The 22,489-nt window shown below is 62.8% G+C and carries 16 protein-coding genes and 2 tRNA genes; 8 read left to right on the top strand and 10 right to left on the bottom strand.

Annotation, left to right across the window (positions count from 1 at the left end):
• Window positions 1-2: 2 nt before the first annotated feature.
• The 4 genes from ICI42_RS16640 to ICI42_RS16625 form a co-directional block, all read right to left on the bottom strand.
• A complete protein-coding gene (locus tag ICI42_RS16640) occupies window positions 3-1,058 on the bottom strand; it encodes a DNA polymerase III subunit delta' (RefSeq protein WP_188165923.1) in 1,056 nt (351 codons plus the stop codon).
• Entirely contained in the window at window positions 1,055-1,711 is a 657-nt protein-coding gene (tmk, locus tag ICI42_RS16635; RefSeq protein WP_188165714.1) for a dTMP kinase, read from the bottom strand. Before tmk ends, ICI42_RS16640 begins: the two co-directional genes overlap by 4 nt.
• A gap of 87 nt (window positions 1,712-1,798) precedes the next feature.
• Window positions 1,799-2,920 (bottom strand): D-alanyl-D-alanine carboxypeptidase family protein, encoded by a 1,122-nt coding sequence (locus ICI42_RS16630; protein WP_188165922.1) that lies wholly within the window; start codon window positions 2,918-2,920, stop codon window positions 1,799-1,801.
• Between the two features lie 94 nt (window positions 2,921-3,014).
• Window positions 3,015-4,364: a septal ring lytic transglycosylase RlpA family protein gene (locus tag ICI42_RS16625; protein WP_188165713.1), complete on the bottom strand. Its 1,350-nt coding sequence runs from the start codon at window positions 4,362-4,364 to the stop codon at window positions 3,015-3,017.
• A gap of 580 nt (window positions 4,365-4,944) precedes the next feature.
• Between ICI42_RS16625 and ICI42_RS16620 the strand changes: the two genes are divergently transcribed.
• The 4 genes from ICI42_RS16620 to rimO all read left to right on the top strand — a co-directional run bounded on the left by ICI42_RS16620 (window position 4,945) and on the right by rimO (window position 10,859).
• A tRNA-Ser gene (locus ICI42_RS16620) sits at window positions 4,945-5,034 on the top strand.
• 358 nt (window positions 5,035-5,392) lie between these two features.
• Window positions 5,393-8,215, top strand: a complete 2,823-nt coding sequence (locus tag ICI42_RS16615) for a type I restriction enzyme HsdR N-terminal domain-containing protein (protein WP_188165712.1) — start codon at window positions 5,393-5,395, stop codon at window positions 8,213-8,215.
• Between the two features lie 458 nt (window positions 8,216-8,673).
• Entirely contained in the window at window positions 8,674-9,369 is a 696-nt protein-coding gene (locus tag ICI42_RS16610) for a TerC family protein (RefSeq protein WP_188165711.1), read from the top strand.
• A gap of 170 nt (window positions 9,370-9,539) precedes the next feature.
• A complete protein-coding gene (gene rimO / locus ICI42_RS16605; protein ID WP_188165710.1) occupies window positions 9,540-10,859 on the top strand; it encodes a 30S ribosomal protein S12 methylthiotransferase RimO in 1,320 nt (439 codons plus the stop codon).
• Between the two features lie 15 nt (window positions 10,860-10,874).
• Here rimO and ilvA read toward each other — a convergent pair whose 3' ends face one another.
• Window positions 10,875-12,131, bottom strand: a complete 1,257-nt coding sequence (gene ilvA, locus ICI42_RS16600; RefSeq protein ID WP_188165709.1) for a threonine ammonia-lyase IlvA — start codon at window positions 12,129-12,131, stop codon at window positions 10,875-10,877.
• A gap of 187 nt (window positions 12,132-12,318) precedes the next feature.
• On the opposite strand from ilvA, the gene ICI42_RS16595 reads away from it, so the two are divergent.
• Together ICI42_RS16595 and ICI42_RS16590 are read left to right on the top strand one after the other, a co-directional pair.
• Window positions 12,319-13,800, top strand: coding sequence for a TrkH family potassium uptake protein (locus tag ICI42_RS16595; protein ID WP_230980410.1), 1,482 nt, complete (start codon window positions 12,319-12,321; stop codon window positions 13,798-13,800).
• Between the two features lie 202 nt (window positions 13,801-14,002).
• On the top strand, window positions 14,003-15,073 hold the full coding sequence (locus ICI42_RS16590) for an alpha/beta hydrolase (protein WP_330999189.1): 1,071 nt from the start codon (window positions 14,003-14,005) through the stop codon (window positions 15,071-15,073).
• Between the two features lie 61 nt (window positions 15,074-15,134).
• Here the strand turns inward: ICI42_RS16590 and ade are convergent, their stop codons facing one another.
• From ade to ICI42_RS16575, 3 genes are all read right to left on the bottom strand, one after another.
• Entirely contained in the window at window positions 15,135-16,940 is a 1,806-nt protein-coding gene (gene ade / locus ICI42_RS16585; protein WP_230980409.1) for an adenine deaminase, read from the bottom strand.
• Window positions 16,941-17,113: 173 nt separating this feature from the next.
• The gene (locus tag ICI42_RS16580; protein ID WP_188165706.1) at window positions 17,114-17,674 is read right to left on the bottom strand and encodes a copper chaperone PCu(A)C; all 561 of its coding nucleotides are present in this window, start codon (window positions 17,672-17,674) and stop codon (window positions 17,114-17,116) included.
• Window positions 17,675-17,758: 84 nt separating this feature from the next.
• Window positions 17,759-18,142, bottom strand: a complete 384-nt coding sequence (locus tag ICI42_RS16575) for a hypothetical protein (RefSeq protein WP_188165705.1) — start codon at window positions 18,140-18,142, stop codon at window positions 17,759-17,761.
• Between the two features lie 317 nt (window positions 18,143-18,459).
• Here ICI42_RS16575 and ICI42_RS16570 point away from each other — a divergent pair, with 317 nt between their 5' ends.
• A complete protein-coding gene (locus tag ICI42_RS16570) occupies window positions 18,460-20,364 on the top strand; it encodes an AI-2E family transporter (RefSeq protein ID WP_407945180.1) in 1,905 nt (634 codons plus the stop codon).
• 23 nt (window positions 20,365-20,387) lie between these two features.
• On the opposite strand, the gene ICI42_RS16565 is transcribed toward ICI42_RS16570, so the two are convergent.
• Window positions 20,388-21,278 carry a LysR family transcriptional regulator gene (locus ICI42_RS16565; protein WP_188165704.1) on the bottom strand — a complete coding sequence of 297 codons (891 nt, stop codon included), beginning with the start codon at window positions 21,276-21,278 and terminating at the stop codon, window positions 20,388-20,390.
• Window positions 21,279-21,377: 99 nt separating this feature from the next.
• Between ICI42_RS16565 and ICI42_RS16560 the strand changes: the two genes are divergently transcribed.
• Window positions 21,378-22,370: an NAD(P)H-binding protein gene (locus ICI42_RS16560; RefSeq protein ID WP_188165703.1), complete on the top strand. Its 993-nt coding sequence runs from the start codon at window positions 21,378-21,380 to the stop codon at window positions 22,368-22,370.
• A gap of 30 nt (window positions 22,371-22,400) precedes the next feature.
• Here ICI42_RS16560 and ICI42_RS16555 read toward each other — a convergent pair.
• Window positions 22,401-22,485 (bottom strand) — tRNA-Leu (locus ICI42_RS16555).
• Window positions 22,486-22,489 lie beyond the last annotated feature (4 nt).

Here is a 22,489-nt window from a genome sequence, read left to right as displayed (position 1 = left end):
GTTCAGCCATGCATCGCCTGATGCAGCCGGCCGATCATCGACAGCACGTGCTGCTTCTTGTCGAGATTGTATGTCTCGGTTTCCGCGGTCCGGTCCTTTGCGTCCTGCCACAGCTCGGCGAGACGGCTGGCGCGCGAACCCTCCCCGGCCGAGGCGGCGGCGCCTGCCGCATTGGAAAGAATGTCGAGGGCGCGGCGATTGAAGATCTCGAACTGCACAGCCGAATCGCGGCCGTTGACCGCGCCGGCCAAGCGGTGCGCGCCGCCGACATCCATAGCCGGAGCGGCCACGAGCGCATCAAGCGCCTCGGCGATTTCGATACCGCCATATTGGGTCAGAAGGATTGCGTGGCGGGCGCTGCCGGAAGCCTTGTCCAGAAGCGTCCGGCGCGCGGCCTCTTCGTACGGAGCGGGCTGTCCGGCCGCGTCGAGCGCCGCCACGAGGTCGGCCTCGCCCAGCGGCGCCATGCGGATCGTCTGGCAGCGCGAGCGGATAGTCGGCAGCAGGCTGCCGGGCGCATGAACGATGAGAATGAACAGCGTTCGTGAAGGCGGTTCTTCCAGATTCTTCAGCAAGGCATTGGCCGCATTGGTGTTCATGTCGTCGGCGGGGTCGACGATGACGACCCGGTAGCCGCCGTCATGCGAGGTCATCGACAGAAACCGCGACACCTTGCGGATCTCGTCAACGGTCAGGACGGTCTTGAACCCCTTGGTTTTTTCATTCTGCGGACGGGTCAGATGCAGGACGGCGGGGTGCGCGCCTTGCGCCACCTGGCGAAACAGCGCGGAACCCGGATCGATCTCGGTAAACGCGGAGGGCGCGCTGTTCGGGTCCGGGTGCTTGAGCAGATACTGCGCGACGTGAAACGCGAAGGTGGCTTTGCCGATGCCCTGCGGCCCCGCCAGGATCACGGCATGCGGCAGCTTTCCCGCGCGATAGGCCGCCGCCAGCATCGAAGCGGCAGCACGGTGTCCGTGCAGGCTGGGATTTTCCGACGGCTCGGGCACGCCGTCCAGCGTGTCGTGCTGTTCCGGGGCCATGCGTTCGAACATCAGATGACAGCCCTTTCTTCCGCCGCATCGATGGCGGCGAACACCGCGCCGGCAATGGCGGTTTCCACCGCATCCGGCTCCGCCGAGGCGTCGACGACAATGCAGCGTTCTGCTTCGCGGCTGGCGATATCGAGGAAGGCCTCGCGCCGTTTGCGGTGAATGTCGACCGTCTCCTTCTCGAATCGGTCGGCCACATCGGCGCCACGGCGCGCAGCGGCGCGGCGCAGGCCTACCGCCGGATCGATATCGAGGATTATGGTCAGGTCCGGCATCATCCCGTTGATCGCGACCCGTTCGACACCAGCCATGAATTGCGGATCGAGGTTGCCGGTGATGCCCTGGTAGACACGCGAGGAATCGAGAAACCGGTCGCACAACACGATGGCGCCGCGCTCCACGGCCGGCCGGATCAGCTGCTCGACATGGTCGGAGCGGGCGGCGGTGAACAAGAGCGCTTCCATCTCCGGGCCCAGCGGCTCCGCCGCGCCCGACAGGATGACATGCCGCACCGCTTCCGCGCCAGGCGATCCGCCCGGTTCGCGGGTCACGACGACGTCGTGTCCCTTGTCCTGCAGCGCTTTGGCAAGGCGCTGGATCTGGGTGGACTTGCCCGCCCCCTCTCCGCCCTCGAATGTGATGAAAAAGCCGCGCCGCAACCGTCCGAGCCTCTGCCGTTGTTCGTCGGTTCCGTCTTATGCGGATGCGTTACAAAGGTCCACCGCCGCTCTCTGGGCAAACATCGCTCAGCGCAGCCACCCGACGGCGATCTCCTTGACGGCATCGAGCGCTCTGCTGTGCAGCGAGCCGACGCCGACGCTTTCCGCCGCGAAGAGCGGCTGCTCCTGGCTCACCGTGTCGCCGATCCGCACTTCCAGCCGCCCGACCTGCGTCCCCTGCTCGATCGGTGCGCTCAGCGGCCCGTCATAAATCACATGCGCCGTCATCCGGTCGCGATTGACGATGGGCGAGAACACGAAGACCGGCGAATCCGCGCGCAGGTCGATGGCCGGCTTGTCGCCGCCGTAGACGCTGGCCTTGCCGACGACCTCGCCCCTTTCGAACAGCTGGCGCTTTTCGAAAGACCGCATGCCCCAGTCGAGCAGCTTGCGCGCCTCCTCGGCCCGTTCCTTGTCGGTCTTCATGCCGCTCATCGCCGCGAAGATGCGGCGGCCGTCGCGGCTGACGGAGCCTACGATGGCGTAGCCGGAGTCTTCGGTGAAGCCGGTCTTCATGCCGTCGGCGCCGATATCCATGGCCAGAAGCGGATTGCGGTTGCGCTGGAAAATCTTGTTCCAGGTGAAATCGCGCTGCGAATAGATCCTGTAGAATTCCGGATAGGACTGCCAGATGTGCCGCCCCAACAGGGTCAGTTCCTTCATCGTCACCAACTGCCCTTCGGCGGGCAGGCCGGTCGAATTCTTGAACACGGAGGTCTGCAGGCCCAGTTGCCGGGCGCGTTCGGTCATCTGCAGGGCAAAATTCTCTTCCGAGCCCGCCATGCCTTCGGCAATGGTGATGCAGGCGTCGTTCGCCGATTGCACGACCACGCCCTGCATCAGGTCTTCCAGCCGGATCGCGGATTTGACCTTGGCGAACATGGTCGAACCGCCCGAACCCGCCCCGCCCTTGCGCCAGGCGTTTTCGCTGACCACGAAGGTGTCATCCAGCCCGTAGCGTCCCGCCTTGATGGCGTTGAACACGACCTCCATGGTCATCAGCTTGGCGAGCGATGCCGGCGGCACCGGCTTGTCGGCATCCTTGGAGAACAGCACCGCGCCCGTCTCTGCGTCGATCATGTAGACCTGCTCGGCCTTGGTCTCGAAGAGCTGCGCCGAAGCCGAACCGACGGACAGGCAAAACGCCATCGCTAGCGACACAAGCGCCAGGGCGCAGAATTTCCAGCGGTTGGCTCCGAGCGTCATATGAACTGCCTCCCCAGGCGGCAGACCAATGCTGCCGTCAATCGCGTACGACAATGGCGTCCGGCGCGCCATGCGACCATGCGCGCTCCAGCAGGCCGTCCGTGGTTTCGCGTCCGTCGGGATAGACGCTGACGGACGTCCACTGCGTGTCGCCTTCCGTCGTTCTATCGGTCACGATCCTGCCATAGGCTGAAAGCTCGCGCGCGACACGCTTGGCTTCATCCGTGTCGGAGAAGGTTCCGGCCGCCACATAGGGCTGCTGCGCCGATGGTTTTGCGGCAATGGTCTGACCGTTGAGACGCTTCCAGGATTTGGCGACGTCATCGGACGACATCGCATTGCCGTCGAGCGCTGCGAAGGCCTGCGCAGCACTCTGGATGCGCTCGTCGGCGTAAGACATCTTGGCCAGCGCCATCTGCACGGTCTCGCCGGAGTCCGGGCGCTGCGGCACGATCGGGCCGATGTCGGGCAGCGTGATCTCGCCATAGCCGGCGCTCGGCGCGGCCTGCAAATTCTGAAGCTGGCCATCCAGCGTGTTGGCCGGCGCAATCGCCATGGCAGGAGCCCGCTCAGGCAACACCGCCTCCGGCGCCTGCGGCCGCAGCGACGGCACAACTGTCGGGAACGAGGCAGATGCGACCATCGTCGGTGCTGCCGCCGGTATCGGCGCACGCACCGGCGCGCTCGGCGTCGGGCCGTTCATGGCGATCATCACGCCGGTCGGCAGGCCGTCCGACAACGGATCGGGTTTGCGGCCGTCGACGCTGCCGGGGCGATACGACGCCAGCAGGAACTGGTCGTCCCTGCCCTCGAGCGGCGCGCGGCCGACATAGTCGACCTTGACCTGGGTGATGCCGTGATGGGCGTAGTCCAGCATGTTGGCTGCACGGTGGGAAAGGTCGATGATGCGTCCGTCGGAATAAGGACCGCGGTCGTTGACGCGGACGATCACCGAGGCGCCGTTCTTCATATTGGTCACCCGGGCATAGCTCGGCAGCGGCATGGTCGGATGCGCGGCGGTCAAATGCGTCATGTCGTAGATTTCGCCGTTCGCCGTCAGGCGGCCGTGAAAGGCGTCGCCATACCAGGAGGCGCCGCCGACCTTCGAGTACTTCTTGTCTTCCTTGGGGTAATACCACTTGCCCCGGACCTGGTAGGGCTTGCCGGTCTGGTCGCGTCCGCCGCCGCGCGGAAGGTTCGACTTGCCATAGGCGACGCGGGGGCTCGCCTTCACGCCATAGACGGATTCGGCGAAATATTCCTTGGAGCGCTTCTTCGCGGTGGCCTTGGGCTGCGGCGAGGCACAACTCGCCAGCAATGCGGAACAGACGGCAAGAATACCAAGCTTGGCCGCTCGACCGAGCGGCGACCGCGTCGAAGACTGCATTATCGTTCGTCCCCAGACAATTTCATTCACAAACCGCTACGCACAACACAGGCGGAACCTGCTTTTCGAAACACATCCTGTACGGGCCCCACACCCTTTGTGCACAGGAATTGCTTATCAGGCGATTAAGCGACTATGACGCGAAACCGGCAACAATGTGACCTAACCATGTCGCGTTTTACGCCGGAGATCAATGGTTGGGCCCCGCGCTGCCGTTTCGCGGCTGCGTCGACGCCGCGCGCCCCTGCCGGATTGCCTTTCCGGCCCTGCCCATCGCCCGTTGCCGCGCAGCCTTTCGCCACGCTGCGGGCCGAGCCAGGTACACCCAAGTCTCGCAGCTGCTGCGGCTGGTCAATCCGACGCGTGCGGGCGAGCGTCCTGGGCACGCATCGCCCGGCATCGCCATGGGTCTCTTTTCACATGCGGTGCCGGGAATGCGGACCAATGCCGCCGAAAACTTGACGTCGCGTTGCAAGCAGTGATAAGCGCAAGTTGAACGCCGGAATAGTTGCAAAGAGCGTCGCAATTCGCTGTTTTCTCGGCAACGAGAAACCAGAAAACGCTTCGAAAACAACTAGATGGAAGAGTGTCCGAGTGGTTTAAGGAACCGGTCTTGAAAACCGGCGTGCGGGAGACCGTACCGTGGGTTCGAATCCCACCTCTTCCGCCATGTCCAGCCAACTGCCCTAGCTGACGCGATGCCGCCGCCGGTTGCCGTTGGCACAGACGATACTGATACTACGCCGACTGTTCGCCATCATCGATTTGTCACGAAGATGGCCCCTGTCTGGATCCGGCCCCAACGTGGTCGTTCGCGCTTGGTTTGCCCGCAGTTCGAACCTCGCCATTCGAAAAGCATCTAGGATTCGCTTGAACGTGGGCTGCTCTAGACCGACCGCTTTTGGGCTTCGGGGATCGAATAGCTTACCGCACCGGCTTTGCTATTTACTCATTCATGTCCTAGTTTGATCCACTGTCAAAGCAAGAGGCCTCTTCTGTCGAATTCCGCAGAGCAATTCTGGTCCACAGTGGCTGACCGTGTTGCGTCAAATGAGGCGACGGTCGAGATTTGGTTCGTGCTGCCTCTTCTAGAGGCTCTTGGGCATAACCCACTACATATCGACTCCAAGGTTGCAGTAGCCTTCCAAGAAGGTCGCAAACAGCGTCCGGGGCGTAAGCCTGAGGCCGACTTCGTGGTCTACGCCGAAAAGCCATTCAGTCGTGCGACATCACTGATCGTCGTTGAAAGCAAGCATCCAAACGAACCGCTCGACGATGGTAAGGAGCAGGGCGAGTCCTATGCGCAGAACCTTCGCGCACCGGTGCTCTTGCTCACCAATGGCGAACAGCTTGAGGTATGGCAACTTCAGCAGACAAGTGAAAGCGAACGCATTTTCTCCTGCGTCGTTGCCGACCTCGCCCAGCATCGTGGAACGCTTGAAGCGCTTCTGTCGCCTGAAGCGCTGCGCAGCCATTGCCGGCAACTTGGGCAAAAGCAGTTCGATATTCTGCTCCGCGATCTTGGGGACTATGAACGCGCGGTACACGAGCGGGCGTCACAGCTTGCTACGAAAGCTATCGAACGCAGATTGAGCAACGAGAACACCCAGCGCGAACACGGCAGCTTGGGGCTACTCGATCTCGGTGGGCGCGGGGCGATCGTCACGGCCTTCTCCGGATACGGAAAGACCGTGCTTGCCTGCTCGCTCCTGTGCGAGGCAATCGAACGTCGTTGGACAGATTCAACGCAGCAACTGCCGATCGACGTGTTTGCGCCAGACCTTGTGCAGTCTAAACAGCTACTCGAAGCGTTTCTCACCAATCGTATTGAGCCCTATAAGGCGGGGTTCAGTGAAGCGAGGCTTCGGGAGATAGCCCGTAGCGAAGGGCTGCTCGTGATCGTGGACGGTTTCGAGCGGATCAAGCAATCTATGCGGTCTTGGCTGGAGGCGCAGCTGCGCGCCTTGCTGGACGGCTATCCCAAAATACGTGTTTACGTGATGTCCCGCTCCGGCGTAGCTCCAGCTTCGCTGGGCCTGCCTTTGCTGACCCTGACACCATATAGCCTAGACGAACTGCATAATCTGGCAAGACTGCGCTCGCGAATATCGGAGGGCGTCCAGCACGTATTTTCCGGCGCCCCGAGGCACATCATTCGGCTCGCCGAAGTTCCCTTGGTCGCTGATCTGGTACTTATGCACTACACGACCGTTCGCTCTTACCCGACCGACCTGTCGGCGCTTTTTGAAGGTTGGCTGAAGCAGATCCTCGCCGACTCCGATCCCGTCGACCGAGCGTTTGATCGCAAGTTGCTCGGAGAGATTGCGGCCGCAACTGTCGGAGGCCCGCTGGACATTTCGCGGGCTCACGAGTTCGCGATGGGACGCCCCGATCCGGGTGGCACGCTCCGTAGGCTTGTCGAACAGGAGGCAATAAGTATCCGGGGCACAAATGTTGAACTTCCTCACGAGGCGCTGGCGGACCATCTGCGCGCCGTGCAGTTCTGGAGCAACGGCCCGTCAGTTGATCAAGCACGGTTGGATGAACTGTCGTTCGATCCCTCGTCGCAGTTCGCGCTCCTTCTCGTGTCCAACGCGCCGAGTCCAGACGCTCGTGGTGCGGCGTGGCAGGCAATCGCGCGGCAGAATCTTCACCTCGCGATTCAGAGCCTACGGTTCGCAGGCTTTGATCGACCGTTCACCGGCGAAATCCCGACGGCCGACGGCCTTCGGATGGCTCGCGATATTCAAAGTACAACAGAAAACTTGATTGCATCACATCTCGGACCGATCGCTCCGCGCTTACGGGAGTTGATCGCAGGGCAGCCGGTCGAGACGCTTGGGGTGGTCGCGACCCTCGGTCCAGACGATATTGGCTATGCCTTCTTCGATGCGAAAGGCGCCGCAGACGCGGCAAAGACTGTAGACGCTGTTAACTGGGAGCGTGCGCCGCGGATATACGGTCACGCCCTTCGTCGAATGGGCTTCGGTCCGGAGGTTGGGCGGTTGCTGGGCGTAGAGCGTGTTAGAAATGCGGTCGATGAACTCATCGACAAGCGGAACTTGATTGGCGGTACCGTATGGTTGGAGGAGCGCTCTTACGGTCGCCTTCGCCATCTCGTCCGTCGGTATGGTTTCTCGATCGATCCTATTCAGTTCGACCAAGCGATCAAGGTTCTGGAGCCGGAAGCCGGCAAGCTGGTGACGGGGAGCAGCCTTCAAAAAGGTCAAACCTTTACCATTGATGAACTCCTCGCCGATCTGCGTTGGCTACGAAGCCAAGGCGTCACCAAAATCGAGCAGTGGTGGGACAGCCTCGATAAACTAAATCTCCGTGATCCGGACGACCAAAAGCGCTTTGGTCAAACGCTGGACGCGTACTACCGCCGACGGCAGATCGCCTATGAAGAAGTCGTGACTCACTCCATTCCGGCGATTCGACAACATCTGCCTACACTTTGCATTATGCCCCTACGGATGGAAATCGTTGCTAAGCTCCACAGTTCACAGGGCTACGAGAGTGTCGTGCTCAACACACTGCGCTGGCCAGTAAGAACCTTTGACGAGGCAGGAGCGGATGTCACGTTCAGTGACGAGCGTCCTAATCATAACAGCGATGAAGCCATTGAGCGGTACGTGCAGCGGACCGACGAACTCCTCAAGCAGTTTGGGCGCTACTTCAATGGCCGCGTCATTACGTGGGGCGGTAGCATTGTTCCGGATCTACAGGGCAGAGACCAGACCTTCGGCAAACTGCCCGATGAAAGTGCGGTCGTATCAGGCGCGATGAGTATGCTGAAAGAAGATTTGAAAAGCGTGTTCTCGGAGGTGCCGTCAGGGCAGTGGCGATAGTCTTCAACGTTATCTGCCTCGCGAGGAGCAGGGCTATCATCCGAGCTTCATTGAAACAGCCGAAATGCTGTCACACAGCAGGCCCTTCGCTAAGCTTCACGGCAATGTCTGCTTCTGGGCAAAGACAAAGGTCTGCCTGAACGTCCGTGACTAGGCACGTTGCGGCGAAGTGCTGTGATCGCTTGAATGGCCGCTTTGTCACTTCTGCCGCCGCAAACCCGCCAGTCCCACCCCCCTTTCAGCCATTCGCTCTCGCCACCCTCCGATCTTGTGAGCCTTCGCGCAGACATAGCTTGCCTCTTGCGCGCCACACGCAGCGCGCGTCCTGGCTCCATCCCCGCCCCCTTCCCGCCCAAACTTGCGGATCACAGCCGAACAGCGGTTGACCGGGCTTGAGGATGCGGTATTAGCCGCTCAAAGCTTCGATTTCGCACCGGCACAGGGGAAAGACGGCAGATATGGAAATCTTCACATATTCGGGTTTCATCGCACTTCTCCAGGTCATGGCCATCGATCTGGTGCTCGCCGGCGACAACGCCATCGTCATCGGCATGGCGGCCGCGGGACTTCCCGCCGATCTGCGCAAGAAAGCCATCCTGATCGGCATCATCGCCGCCACCGTGCTGCGCATCGGCTTCGCGCTGATCACGCAGTGGCTGCTGCAGCTCGGGCCGATGCTGCTGGTTGCCGGCGGTCTGCTTCTGCTCTGGGTGTGCTGGAAGATGTGGCGCGAGTTGAGCGTCAGCCACGACGACGAGCATGAAGGCACCGAAGCGCTCGCGGATTCCGATCTCAATGCCGATGGCCAGGTCGCTGCCAAGGCGCCGCGCAAGACCTTCGCCCAGGCCGCCTGGCAGATCGTCATCGCCGACGTCTCCATGTCGCTCGACAACGTGCTGGCTGTCGCGGGTGCCGCGAAAGGCCACCCCACGGTGCTGATCATCGGCCTTGCGCTGTCGATCGCGCTGATGGGCTTCGCGGCCTCCTTCGTCGCCAACCTGCTGCACAAATATCGCTGGATCGCCTATATCGGCCTCGTCATCATCCTCTACGTCGCCGTCAAGATGATGCTCGACGGTGCCGTGCAGCAATGGCCGGATCAGTTCGGCGTCTTCGCCCAATGGGGCTTCGGGGCGCATGGCCCGGCTCACTGAGTTTGCGGATCGGGGCGCTGCGGCGCCCCTTTCATTTTGAGGACGGGCCGTGTTTGCCTGAAATCCGAAATGTGCTAAAGCCCGCCCAACTCGGCGCTCAGGCGCACTCAGACACAGCGAATTTCGGGCCGGCAGCTTAGGTTTCCGGCCCTTGCTTATTGGATAAACCGATGTCTTCAGCCGCACCCCGCGTCAGCTTCGTCAGCCTTGGCTGCCCCAAGGCACTGGTCGATTCCGAGCGCATCATCACGCGCCTGCGCGCCGAAGGCTATGAAATCGCCCGCAAGCACGACGGCGCCGATCTCGTCGTGGTCAACACCTGCGGCTTCCTCGATTCCGCCCGCGACGAATCGCTGAACGCCATCGGCCAGGCCATGTCGGAAAACGGCAAGGTCATCGTCACCGGCTGCATGGGCGCCACGCCCGAGCTGATCCGTGAAAAGCACCCCAACGTGCTCGCCATCACCGGCCCCCAGGCCTATGAAAGCGTCATGGCAGCCGTGCACGAGGCGGTGCCAGCCGCCCACGAACCCTATATCGACCTGATCCCGCCCCAGGGCGTGAAGCTGACGCCGCGTCACTACGCCTATCTCAAGATTTCAGAGGGTTGCAACAACCGCTGCACCTTCTGCATCATCCCCGATCTGCGCGGCGACCTGGTCTCGCGTCCGGCGGCGGACGTGTTGCGCGAGGCTGAAAAGCTCGCCAATGCCGGCGTCAAGGAACTGCTGGTCATCTCGCAGGACACCAGTGCCTACGGCATCGACATCAAGTACCAGCCGAGCCTGTGGAAGGACCGCGAGGTCCGCGCCAAGTTCTTCGACCTGTCGCGCGAGCTTGGCGAGTTGGGCATGTGGGTGCGCATGCACTATGTCTACCCCTACCCGCATGTCGCCGACGTCATTCCGCTGATGGCAGACGGCAAGATACTGCCCTATCTCGACATCCCCTTCCAGCATGCCTCGCCCGCGGTGCTGAGGAACATGCGCCGTCCCGCCCATGGCGAAAAAGCGCTGGAACGCATCCATTCCTGGCGCGCCATCTGCCCGGATCTCGCCATCCGCTCGACCTTCATCGTCGGCTTCCCCGGCGAGACGGACGAGGATTTCGAGATGCTGCTCGACTGGCTGGACGAAGCCAAAATCGAGCGCGCCGGCTGCTTCAAATACGAGCCGGTGCAGGGCGCGCGTTCCAACGCGCTCGGCCTGCCCGAAGTGCCGCAGGAGGTCAAGGAATCGCGCTGGCACCGCTTCATGCAGCGCCAGCAGAAGGTTTCGGCCGGGATCCTGCAGAAGAAGGTCGGCAAGCGCCTTCCCGTCATCATCGACGAGGCGAATGGCCTGTCCGCCAAGGGCCGCACCAAATATGACGCGCCCGAGATCGACGGCAACGTCCATATCCAGTCGCGGCGTCCGCTGCGCGTCGGCGACATCGTCACCGTCAAGGTCGGCCGCGCCGACGCCTACGATCTCTATGGCGACGCGGTGTAGTTTGGGGTCGCCACCCTAGATCACCAGCCCGGCAATCGTCTCGTTGTCGGTAATATCCTGATACTGGACGCCCTCTACATCGAACTTGGCCCGCAGCAGGTCGAAGTTGCGGCGCTCCTTGGTTTCGATGCCGATCAGCACCGAGCCGAAATTGCGCGCCGACTTCTTGAGATATTCGAAGCGTGCGATGTCGTCGTCGGGTCCGAACAGTTCGAGAAAGTCGCGCAGCGCGCCGGGCCGCTGCGGCAGGCGGATGACGAAATACTTCTTCAGCCCCTCGAAGCGCAGCGCGCGCTCCTTCACATCCGGCAGGCGTTCGAAATCGAAATTGCCGCCCGATACGACCAGCACGATGGTCTTGCCCTTGATCTCCTTGCGCGGAAAATCCTTCAGCGCATCGATCGCCAGTCCGCCGGCGGGTTCCAGCACCACGCCCTCGACATTGAGCATCTCGATCATCGTGGCGCAGAGGCGGTTTTCAGGGATCAGCCGCACCGAATCGGCGGGAAAATCCTTGAGATGCCGGAACGGCTCGCGGCCGATCTCGGCCACAGCCGCGCCATCGACGAAATTGTCCACCTTGGGTAGTTTTACCCGCTTGCCGGCAAGCAGGCTCTCCTTCAGGCTCGGTCCCCCGACGGGTTCGCAGAAGACGAAGCGGGATTGCCGCTCCATGTCGGCGAAATAGCGCGTGACGCCCGCCGAAAGGCCGCCGCCGCCGACCGGCAGGATCACCATGTCGGGCGTCTTGCCGTCCGGCATCTGCTCGAGGATTTCGGCGGCCACGGTCGCCTGCCCCTCGATGATGTCCTTGTGGTCGAAAGGCGGCACCATGTGCCCGCCAGAGCTTTCGGCGAACTCGATGGAAGCGCGATAGCATTCGTCGAAAAAGTCGCCGAACAGCTTGATCTCGACGAACTCGCCGCCGAACAGGCGCGTCTTGTCGATCTTCTGCTGTGGCGTCGTCACCGGCATGAAGACCACGCCCTTCTTGCCGAAGGTGCGGCAGACGAAGGCGAAACCCTGGGCGTGGTTGCCGGCGGACGCGCAGACGAACAGGTCGGCCTTTTCGCCGCTGGAGATGCTCTTGCGGAAGAAGTTGAACGCGCCGCGGATCTTGTAGGATCGCACCGGTGTCAGATCCTCGCGCTTGAGCAGGATTTTCGCGCCGGTCTTGCGCGAGAGGTAATCGTTCTGCTGCAGCGGCGTAGGCGGAAACAGGCCGCGTACCGCATCGGCGGCGTCGTGAACCCTGTCGGTGAAACCTGTCATCGGTGCGCTCCAAATGTTGCCGGCATGGACAAAGCGGCCGGCATCCGTTGTGGCTACCACCCGAAAAACGCCGTGTGTGAACGGTCGCGCGGGGTTTGCGAAAGAACTTCGCTGCGCTATTGCATATCGGGCAGCGGGAAGCCACCGCCGCCCGTCGGCAATGCGCCATTTCTTCGGCATTTGGCTGATGTCGCGAACTTCTGGGGTGATTGTGAACAGGCTGACCGTCCGCGCCGCAATCCACGTCGCTGCAATCTTTGCGATCTACCTGTCGGTGGCCATGCTCATCCCGGCGGCGGTCGACCTGTTTTACGACAATGACGACTGGCAGGCCTTCGCCTTTTCCGCCGTGCTGATGGGCGGGCTCGCGCTGGCCGTAGCGCTTGCCACGCAAGGGCGCCCGCCCCCCGTCAGCACCCGCTTCGGCTTCCTGCTGGTCAACATGCTGTGGATGACGCTGGCGGTCGCCGGCGCCGTGCCGTTCATGATCTCCTCACTCGATCTCAGCCTGACCGATGCGGTGTTCGAATCGGTCTCGGGCATCACCACCACCGGCTCCACCGTCATCAGCGGGCTCGACCAGGCTCCTCCCGGCATCCTGATGTGGCGCTCGCTCCTGTCCTTCATGGGCGGTCTGGGCGTCATCGCGCTCGGCCTGTTCCTGCTGCCGTTCCTCAACATCGGCGGCGTCTCTTATTTCAAGATCGAATCCTCGGACATCGAAGACCGGCCCTTCGAGCGCTTCCAGATATTCACGCTCAGCTTGATCGGCATCTATTCCACGCTCGTTTTCACCTGCGCGCTTTGCTACGCAATGGCCGGTATGAACGGCTTCGACGCCGTCAACCACGCCATGTCCACGGTGGCGACGGGCGGCTTCTCCACCCATGATTCCTCCTTCGGCTACTATGCCGACAACATGGCAATCCTCTGGACCGGCATCGTCTTCATGCTGATCGGCGGCCTGCCGTTCTCCATCATGATCCTGTTCGTCCTGCGCGGCCATGTCGATGCGCTACGCGATCCGCAGATCAGGGTCTATGGCGGCTATTGCCTCGTCTTCTCGCTGGTAATCGCGATCTACCTCACCGTAGCGAACGGTACGCCCTTCTTGCAGGCGGTGACGCATTCGGCCTTTAATCTCATCTCCATCATCACCACGTCGGGCTTCGCCAGTGACGACTATTCGCTGTGGGGGCCATTCGCGGTGGTCTGCTTCTTCGTCGCGACCTTTCTGGGCGGCTGTTCGGGGTCGACGACCGGCGGTATCAAGGCCTATCGCTTCCTCATCCTGTTCGAGCTCCTGGCAAACGGCCTGCGCCGGCTGATCTACCCGAACACCGTCACCCCCGTACGCTATGGCGACCGCACCATCGGCGACGACATGCAGCGCGCCGTCATCCTGTTCATCGCCGCATTTCTGGTGCTCTGGGCGATCACGGCAATGCTTCTCGGCGCCACCGGGCTTGATTTCATCACCGCCCTCAGCGGCGCCCTCACCTCGCTCACCAATGTCGGCCCCGGTCTCGGCCCGATCATCGGCCCAGCCGGCAATTTTTCCTCGCTGCCCAACGCGGCAAAGTGGATTTGTACCGCCGCCATGCTGCTCGGCCGCCTGGAAATCCTCGCCGTTCTGGTGATTTTCACGCCTGCCTTCTGGGTTCGATAAGGCGGTTTTTCACGGAGATACGAGCCGGTTTCGGCACAATTGCAATTGCGCATGAGAGCATGCTGCATTCGCGCAACACTGACCAAAGCTTGATGCCGCAGCGCAGCAAATGCGGTGGCAAAGACTTACTTCTGCCACCTTCACCCTATGGGGAAGGGTGTCCCGACAGTTTGTATCCGTATCGCCTACCGGAAGATTTGCCGTGCCCTCGCCCAAATATGCAGTTGCCCTTCTGTCCTTGTTTCTCGCAGGTTGCATCAATCAGCCGGCCCAGGAATTGCTGACAAGCGCCGTCGTCGCCGCACCGGTCACCCAGATCGCCGGCGCTCACGCCATCTTCATCACCACCACGCGCGGCGCGGCTGAGGACCAGAAGCAGGTGTTTGCGGGCGATCGCTCTGCGACGCTCAACTACGCCATGGCCAACGTCACGGTGCCTCTGGTGCACAAAAGCGGACAGATCGAGCAGCGTGGCCGGCGCGATTCGGCCGATCAGGCCAAGTTCTTCACCGCCACCAATGTGACGGCCTACGACACCCAGCCGAAATTCATGCAGGCCATCAACGCTGACATCGCCGCCCGTGGCGAACGCGTCATGGTCTTCGTGCATGGCTACAACACCGGCTTCGATAGCGCCGTTTACCGCGTCACGCAGGTGGTACACGATTCCGGCTATACCGGCACGCCGGTGCTGTTTTCCTGGGCATCGGGCGGCACCACCAGCGGCTATGTCTACGACCGCGAAAGCGCCAGCGTGGCGCGCGACCAGCTCGAAGTGACGCTGCGCATGCTCGCCCAGTCCGGGGCGCGGCGCATCGACATCATCGCCCATTCAATGGGAACCTGGGTGACGATGGAGACGCTGCGCCAGCTCGCCATCACTGGCGACCGCGACCTCGGCGGCAAGCTCGGCGACGTCGTGCTCGCCTCGCCCGACATCGATGTCGACGTGTTCAAGAGCCAGATGCGCCGCTACGGCAAGCCGACCAAGCCTTTCGTGCTGCTCTTGTCGGCCGACGACCGCGCCTTGAAGCTGTCCGGTCTCCTGGCCGGCGCAGGGCCTCGCCTGGGCGGCTATCGCGATGCCGCCGACCTTGCCCGCTACGGCGTGCAGGTGATCGATCTGTCGACGGAAACCGGCAGCGATCCGTTCAACCACAACAAATTCGCCGACAATCCCGCGCTGATCCGCTTGCTCGGCCAGCGGCTGCGCGAGGACGATGGCTTCGCCACCGACCGTGACATCACCGACCGGATCAAGCTGCTGCAGTAGCTTCTTACCGCCCGCGCCTTTCCCTTCTCCTGCACAGGGAGAAGGCAGGCAGCGCACCCCCTCACACGAACAGATCGACCTTCTCAAACGTCCGCACATCGACCAGTCCGACATCGGAAATCCGCAGTTCTGGGATGACCACCAGCGCCAGCAGCGAGTGCTGCATATAGGCGTTGTTCAGAGTGCAGCCCATGTCGCTCATCGCCTTGGTCAGTTTCTCCGCCTTTTCCGCCACGATCTCGGCGCGCTCGTCCGACATCAGCCCGGCGATCGGCATTTCCACCAGCGCCAGTTCCTTGCCCTCCGAAAACAGCACCACGCCGCCGCCCACCTCGCCCAGCCGGTTTGCCGCCAGCGCCATGTCTGATTTGTTGGTGCCGACCACGATCATGTGGTGGCTGTCATGCGCCACGGTCGAGGCCATGGCGCAGTCCTTGAGATAGCCGAAGCCCGAGACGAAGGCGTTGGTCACCCCGCCGGTGCCGCGATGCCGCTCGACCAGCGCGATCTGGCAGACGTCGCCCTTGCGGTCCATCGCCACCAGCCCGTTCTCGACCGGCAGGTCGGCTTCCAGCGCCCGCGTCGGCGCCTGGTTCTCGATGACGCCGATGACGCGCACGCGCATCTCGTTCTTGCCCTTAGGGGCCGCGATGTCGAAATCCTCCGCCGACAAGTGCTTGCCCAGCTTGACCGTGTTCTTGGCGCTGTCGGGATAGGCATAAGCCGGAATGTCGGCCACCAGCCTGCCCTGCTCCGCGAGCTTCACCCCGCGCGCATAGACCTCATCGACCGTCATCCCCGCCAGGTCTGAAACGATCAGGAAGTCCGCCCGCCGGCCGGGCGCGATGGAGCCGATCTCGCGCTCCAGCCGGAAATGCTGGGCGGTGTTGATCGTTGCCATCTGGATCGCCGTCACCGGCTTCAGCCCCTGCTGGATGGCGTGGCGCACCACGCGGTCCATATGGCCCTGCTGCACCAGCGTTCCGGAATGGCTGTCGTCGGTGCAGAGGATGAAGTTGCGCGGATCGAGCCCGCTTTCGGTCACCGCCTTGATCTGGGTGGCGACGTCGTACCAGGCCGAGCCCAGTCTCAGCATTGCCTTCATGCCCTGGCGGACGCGGGCAATCGCGTCCTCCACGCAGGTGCCTTCGTGATCGTCCTCCGGGCCGCCGGCGACATAGCCGTGGAACGGCAGGCCGAGATCGCGCGAGGCATAATGTCCGCCCACCGTCTTGCCGGCCCGCACCGTCGCGGCGATTTCGCCGGACATGGTCGGATCGTTGTTGGCGACGCCGGGAAAATTCATCACCTCGCCCAGTCCGATGATGTTGGGCCAGGTCATCGCTTCGGCGACGTCTTCGACCGTCAGCACCGCGCCGGCATTCTCCAGCCCGGGTGCTGACGGCACGCAGGACGGCATCTGCACATGCACGTTGATCGGCATCGCCAGCGCCTCGTCATGCATCAGCCGCACGCCGGGCAGGCCGAGCACATTGGCGATCTCATGCGGGTCGATGAACATCGAGGTCGTGCCATGCGGGATCACCGCGCGGGAAAATTCGGTGACGGTGACCATTCCGCTTTCGACATGCATGTGGCCGTCGCACAGGCCCGGCACCAGATAGCGCCCGCCGGCGTCGATCACTTGCGTGTCCTGGCCGATGGCGTGGCTGGCGTCCGGGCCGCAATAGGCGAAGCGTCCGCCTATGACGGCCAGATCGGTACCGTCGATGATCTCGCCGGAATGCACATTCACCCAGCGGCCGTTGCGCACTACCAGATCGGCCTTCTTGCGGCCGGTGGCAACGTCGACCAGCGTCGTCGCCATCTCGGTCCAGGGTTTTGGGCTGTTGCTGCGGTCGGGCATCGGCATCTCCTGTTTTGGAGACTGTGCCAAGCCCTGACGGCGTTTTCCAGAGGCAGGACGATGAAGCGGCCGCAAAGTGCGCTTTTAAGACCCACCGTCCGCGCAGACGATGCCGGGCGTGCCTTCCGCCCACCCGGCATCGTCGCGACTCAAAGGCCCATCACAGGCCCGTTTTAGCCGCCATGTCCGGAATGATCGTCCGCGGCACCCCCCATCGCGTCGACGGCGAATTCGACATCGACGGTGCCGGCTTTCTCGAAGGTCAGCGTGCCCTTGAACTTGACGCCTTCCTCGGCCGGACGCTTCAGGTCCATGAACATCATGTGGAACGAGCCCGGCTTGAGCTCAGCCTGGCCGCCGGCGGGAATCTCCAGCCCCGCCGAAAGCGGCCGCATGGTCATCACGCCATTGGCGTCGACAGCCATTTCGTGGATTTCGGTCTTGCCGGCGATCTCGCCGGTCGCGGAGACGAGACGATCCGCCTCGGTTCCGTGGTTTTTGATGACCAGATAGCCGGTGGCCACCTTGGCGCCGGCCGGCGTCGCGCGCGACCAGGGATGGGCGATTTCCAGCGACCCGATCTTGAACCCATGCGCCCACAGCGGCTGGGCCATGGCCACCACGAGCATCAGGGTGAAACCGACGACGCCGATGCGCTCCTCGAGGGACCGGAAGCGATGAAGGAACGTGGCGGATGCGGACGGGCGCGCAGCCCGGCGAAAAGAAGACAGCATAGATATGCTCCATAAGCGATAGGGACCCGCGCACAGTCGGCGGGTGTGAATTGAAAGCTTCGGCGGTCTGGCCGCCGGACGTCTTCAACCCACCGCGGGAGGCGCGCGCGGCCGTCCGGGATCGTGCTCGGGAGCCGAGACAAGCGGCGCCCTCGACATCGCGACCGGCTCTTCGACGCGGTCCAGCGGGCGTCGCAGCCAGGCCCCGCCGTCTTCCGGCGACGCCAGAACAAATGCAGCCGCCATGCAGCCGAAGGTGCAGCAGTCCGGAAGCGTCTTATGGTCGCTGGACGGCGTGCTCTTGTCCATCGCAGCGCTTGGCAGGCACAGCGCGTTGCCGAACGCGTCGAGCGTTGGAGAAGCGGCCATCGACGCCGCTGCCGGCACCGCGACCAAAGCCTGCACAAGAATCGCGCATGCCGCGAAGATCGCGACCCATAGGCGGGATTTCATGAGGGATTTCGACACGGACAGGCCTCCGGCGCGGACCATAGGTGCGCCCCGTCGAAAAAGAAAGGCGTGCGATGGAGACAAATTGACATAGGCCGTTCATCGAGCTTGCACCCTGCCCGCGCCGCTGCCGGCTGCGCCTTTTCGCAGCCGTTTTGCCTGGGAAGAAAGAAACTGTTTCCCCACGCCGACCCAGCGGAACGAATAGATGACAGTTGTGTTCTGGTGGACGGCCAGAGACCTTTGACGGCAACTTTTCATCTGGTCCGATCCTTGGATAGAGGGCGGCTGTGGATACGCGATTTCCCACCATCGACAAGACATCCGAGGATCAGCTGGCCTCGCGCAACGACGCGATCGCGAGGACGAAACTGTCGGGCTTCGCCGTTTTGACCATCATCGCCGTCGTGGCCATCCTGCGCATCGGCGAGGATATCTTCGTACCGCTCGCGCTGGCGCTGCTGCTGACCTTCGCCATCGCGCCCATCGTCTCGTTCCTGCGGCGGCGCTCGGTGCCGAAAATCGCGGCCGTGATCGTCACCGTGGCCATGGCGTTCTTCACAATCACTGTGTTCAGCTTCATCGTTGCCACCCAGGTCGCCAACCTCGCCCAGAACATCCCGACCTACCAGCGCAACATCACGCAGAAGGTCCAGTCCTTCACCGAGGCCGGCGCCGGCAGCGAATGGCTGAAACGCCTCAACAGCGCGGTCGAGCGGGTCGGCGCGGAGATCGAGACGCGCGCCGTCCAAAGCCAGATGCAGCCTGCGCCGGAGGCGGTTCCCGCGCCAATAGAACGTCAACCTCTGCCCGTGGAGATCGTCGACCGCGCCAACCCGATCGAGACGCTCGGCAATCTCATTCTGCCGCTCATCAAACCGTTCGCGACCGCCGGCCTGGTGATCGTGCTCGTCATCTTCATGTTGATCGAGCGAGAGGGGCTGCGCGACCGGTTCATCCGGCTGGTCGGCCTGGGCGACCTTCACCGCACCACCGCCGCCTTGCAGGATGCAGGCAAGCGCGTCGGCAAATATCTGCTGATGCAATTGGTGGTCAACAGCCTCTACGCCTTCCCCATCACCCTCGGGCTCTGGTTCCTGGGAATCCCCAACGCGATTCTGTGGGGGCTGCTGACGCTTGTCCTGCGCTTCGTGCCCTATATCGGTCCGGTCATCGGCATGGTCCTGCCCCTGTTCCTCGCTTTGGCCATATCGCCCGGCTGGTCCCTCGTCTTTTGGGTCGCAGCACTGTTCCTCGTCACCGAACTCGTCAGCAACAATGTGGTCGAGCCCTGGCTCTACGGCTCCCAAACCGGCCTTTCGCCGCTCGCCATCATCATCTCGGCGATCTTCTGGTCGTGGCTGTGGGGTCCCCTGGGGCTGATGCTGTCGACGCCGCTGACGGTCTGCCTGGTCGTGCTCGGGAAACATGTTCCACAGTTCGGCTTCCTCGATGTTCTGCTCGGCAACGAGCCGGTGCTGGAGCCAAGGGAAAAGCTCTATCAGCGGCTTCTGTCCGGCGATCCCGACGAAGCGACCGACAATGCCGAGGAATTCCTGAAGGAGGAATTTCTCGTCGACTACTATGAGAAGGTCGGCATTCCCGCGCTGTTGCTGGGTGAGACCGACCGGCAGCGCGGCGTCATGTCCGAAACGCAGATGACGCTGTTTTCGTCCAGCGCCGAAACCCTCGTCGACAACCTCTCCGACATCGCGGATGAAGAGGAAAACGAGGAGGAAGAGGATGCGGCCGCTCCCTCGGATGAAACCGATTTTCCGGATGGCAAGGGCCGCACGGTTCTGTGTGTCGGCGGGCGCGGTGCGATGGACGACGCGGCGGCGATGATGCTTGCGCAAGTGCTCGAGGTCGAGGGCGCCGAGGTTTCGAAGGCCCAGCACACGCTGTTTTCCGGCCGGATGTCCGCTTTGCTTCCGGCCGATCAGGTCGAGACGATTGTCATCGCTTTCCTCAACGGGAATTCGAAATCCCAGGCGCGCCAGATCGTCCGGCGTGTCAAGCGATTCAGGCCAGGCACGCGCGTGGGGCTCTTCATCCCCATGGCCAATGGCCAGGACAGCCCGATCATTGCAGCAGAAGATACCAACGCCGATTTCGTCTCGTCGTCGCTGACCGAAACCGTGAGATCGGCGCTGACGGTGGCCGAAGCAGTCGACCTGAAGGTCATCACGCGCAGGCTGTCGCGATCCCCGCATGGCCGCGCAAAGCTCGCGGCGGCCTGACAGAACTCACGAAGCAAAAAGCTTCACCGTTTCCCGAAGGTCTCGAACGAGGCGGCAAGGGAATCGAAGACCGTCCGCACACGCGGAACCTTCGCCAGGTTCTCATGCGTGACGATCCATGTCTCGAGAACTGCGACATCGAGGTCAGGGATGATGCGGACCAGCCCTGCATCGCTTTCCCCCAACGGCACCTGCGCCACGGCAATGCCGAGCCCTGCCCGGGCCGCGGCGAGCTGCGCGGGATGGCTGTCGGTCCTGACGGCCAAACGCGCAGGTGCAAAACCCGGGCCGAGCCGCTCCGCAAAGGCGAGGTCACCGCGGTGTCGGTCCGGCCCGATGACATCGTGGTCCACCATGTCGTCCAGACCGGCCGGGCTGCCGCGCCGCTCGACATAAGAGCGCGAGGCGAACAGGCCGAGCGGGATCGCGGCAACTTTCTTGGCCCGCAGCGCCTCCTGCTTCGGAGCGACGGTTCGCACGGCGATATCGACCTCCTGGGCCAACAGGTCCGCCGGCGCGTTGCTCAGCGACAGCTCGATGCGGATGCCGGGATGAGCGTCGCGCAAGGGCTTGAGCATCGCCGGCACCACCTCGATCCCCATGGCATCCGAGACGCTGATCCGGACGACGCCTGCGACCTCTCCGCTCGGGGCCGATGCCTGGCGGATGAAAAGCTCGGATGCAACCGCCATGGCGCGGGCCGGCGCGCGCAACGCCTCGGCGGTTTCGGTCGGCGTCAATCCATTCACCGAACGCGTGAACAGGACGGTTGCAAGGCTCTGCTCCAGCGCCTCGATGCGGCTGCGCACCGTGGGATGCGACAATCCCAGACGCCGCGCAGCGGCCGACAGGCTGCCCTCGTCAAGGACCGCGAGAAAGATGCGCTGATCGTCCCATTCAACCGGTCTGCTCATAAATTTATGACTAGCATCTGTCGGATAATTTGCAATTATCTTTCACCTGCATTGGCCCCATCTTCCTCTCATCGAACGATTGAGACGAGGACCAGATCAATGGAACAGAACAAGACAGCTCTCGTGCTTGGGGCAACCGGCGGTATCGGCAGCAGCATCGCCACGGCCCTTGTCCGCCATGGCTGGCATGTCAGCGGCATGGTCCGCGACACAGCCAAAGCCCAAAACCAAGGCCCTGCACAGGTTCATTGGGTCGCGGGCGACGCCATGGAGCGCGACGATGTCATCAGGGCCGTCGCGGGTGCGACGATCGTCGTCCATGCGGTCAACCCGCCGAACTATATGAATTGGGACAAGCTCGTCCTTCCCATGATCGACAACACCATCGCGGCTGCCAAATCGGCGGGCGGCGCGCGCATCGTGCTTCCCGGCACAATCTACAATTTCGATCCCAAGGCCACCCCGGTGATCTCGGCAGACAGCGCGCAGCATCCGAACAGCCGCAAGGGCCAGATCCGTGTCGCGCTTGAACAGCGCCTGGAACAGGCCGCACCGGAGGTGCCCTCGCTCATCTTGCGGGCCGGCGATTTCTTCGGACCCGGTGCTCGCGCCAGCTGGTTCGCACAGGCCATGGTTTCACCGGGAAAGCCGGTGCGGCGCATCGTTGATCCTGCACGCGGCAGCGGCCACAGTTGGGCCTATCTCCCGGACCTCGCCGAGGCTTTCGCACAGCTTGTCGACAACCCCACACGCCTGGGACGCTTCGAACGGCTGCAATTCGAAGGCTACGTCGACGACAGCGGCAAGACGATGGTGGAAGCGATCCGCAATGCCTGCGGCAGCCGGCTCCGCTCTTACGGGTTTCCATGGTGGCTGATGCGGCTTGCTGCGCCTTTCGCGAGTTTTCCGCGCGAGGCGGCGGAGTTGGCGCCCTACTGGCGTTATCCGGTGCGCCTCGACAATTCCAGGCTGGTCGAACTGATCGGACGCGAACCCAGAACGCCGCTGAATGAAGCGGTCAAAACAAGCCTCATCGAGATGGGATGCCTTCCGAAACCCGCCATGCAGCTCACCGGACCGGTTTTGGCCTGAACCTGGCGACGTGGAATGTCGGAATAGGTGTGGTCGGGGCTACCGGAATCGAACCGGTACGGGCAAGCCCGAGAGATTTTAAGTCTCTTGCGTCTACCAATTCCGCCAAGCCCCGAAGA

Origin of the sequence: Oryzicola mucosus (assembly GCF_014534685.1) — a bacterium.
GTDB classification, from domain to species: domain Bacteria; phylum Pseudomonadota; class Alphaproteobacteria; order Rhizobiales; family Rhizobiaceae; genus Oryzicola; species Oryzicola mucosus.
This window is presented reverse-complemented; position numbering and strand designations above follow the sequence as displayed.

Bases quoted from the DNA above. Each gene is read 5' to 3' on its own strand.
- ICI42_RS16630 (WP_188165922.1), bottom strand. From the start codon at position 2,920: ATGGCGTTTTGCCTGTCCGTCGGTTCGGCTTCGGCGCAGCTCTTCGAG.
- ICI42_RS16625 (WP_188165713.1), bottom strand. From the start codon at position 4,364: ATGCAGTCTTCGACGCGGTCGCCGCTCGGTCGAGCGGCCAAGCTTGGT.
- ICI42_RS16610 (WP_188165711.1), top strand. From the start codon at position 8,674: ATGGAAATCTTCACATATTCGGGTTTCATCGCACTTCTCCAGGTCATG.
- rimO (WP_188165710.1), top strand. From the start codon at position 9,540: ATGTCTTCAGCCGCACCCCGCGTCAGCTTCGTCAGCCTTGGCTGCCCC.
- ilvA (WP_188165709.1), bottom strand. From the start codon at position 12,131: ATGACAGGTTTCACCGACAGGGTTCACGACGCCGCCGATGCGGTACGC.
- ICI42_RS16595 (WP_230980410.1), top strand. From the start codon at position 12,319: ATGTCGCGAACTTCTGGGGTGATTGTGAACAGGCTGACCGTCCGCGCC.
- ade (WP_230980409.1), bottom strand. From the start codon at position 16,940: ATGCCCGACCGCAGCAACAGCCCAAAACCCTGGACCGAGATGGCGACG.
- ICI42_RS16580 (WP_188165706.1), bottom strand. From the start codon at position 17,674: ATGCTGTCTTCTTTTCGCCGGGCTGCGCGCCCGTCCGCATCCGCCACG.
- ICI42_RS16565 (WP_188165704.1), bottom strand. From the start codon at position 21,278: ATGAGCAGACCGGTTGAATGGGACGATCAGCGCATCTTTCTCGCGGTC.
- ICI42_RS16560 (WP_188165703.1), top strand. From the start codon at position 21,378: ATGGAACAGAACAAGACAGCTCTCGTGCTTGGGGCAACCGGCGGTATC.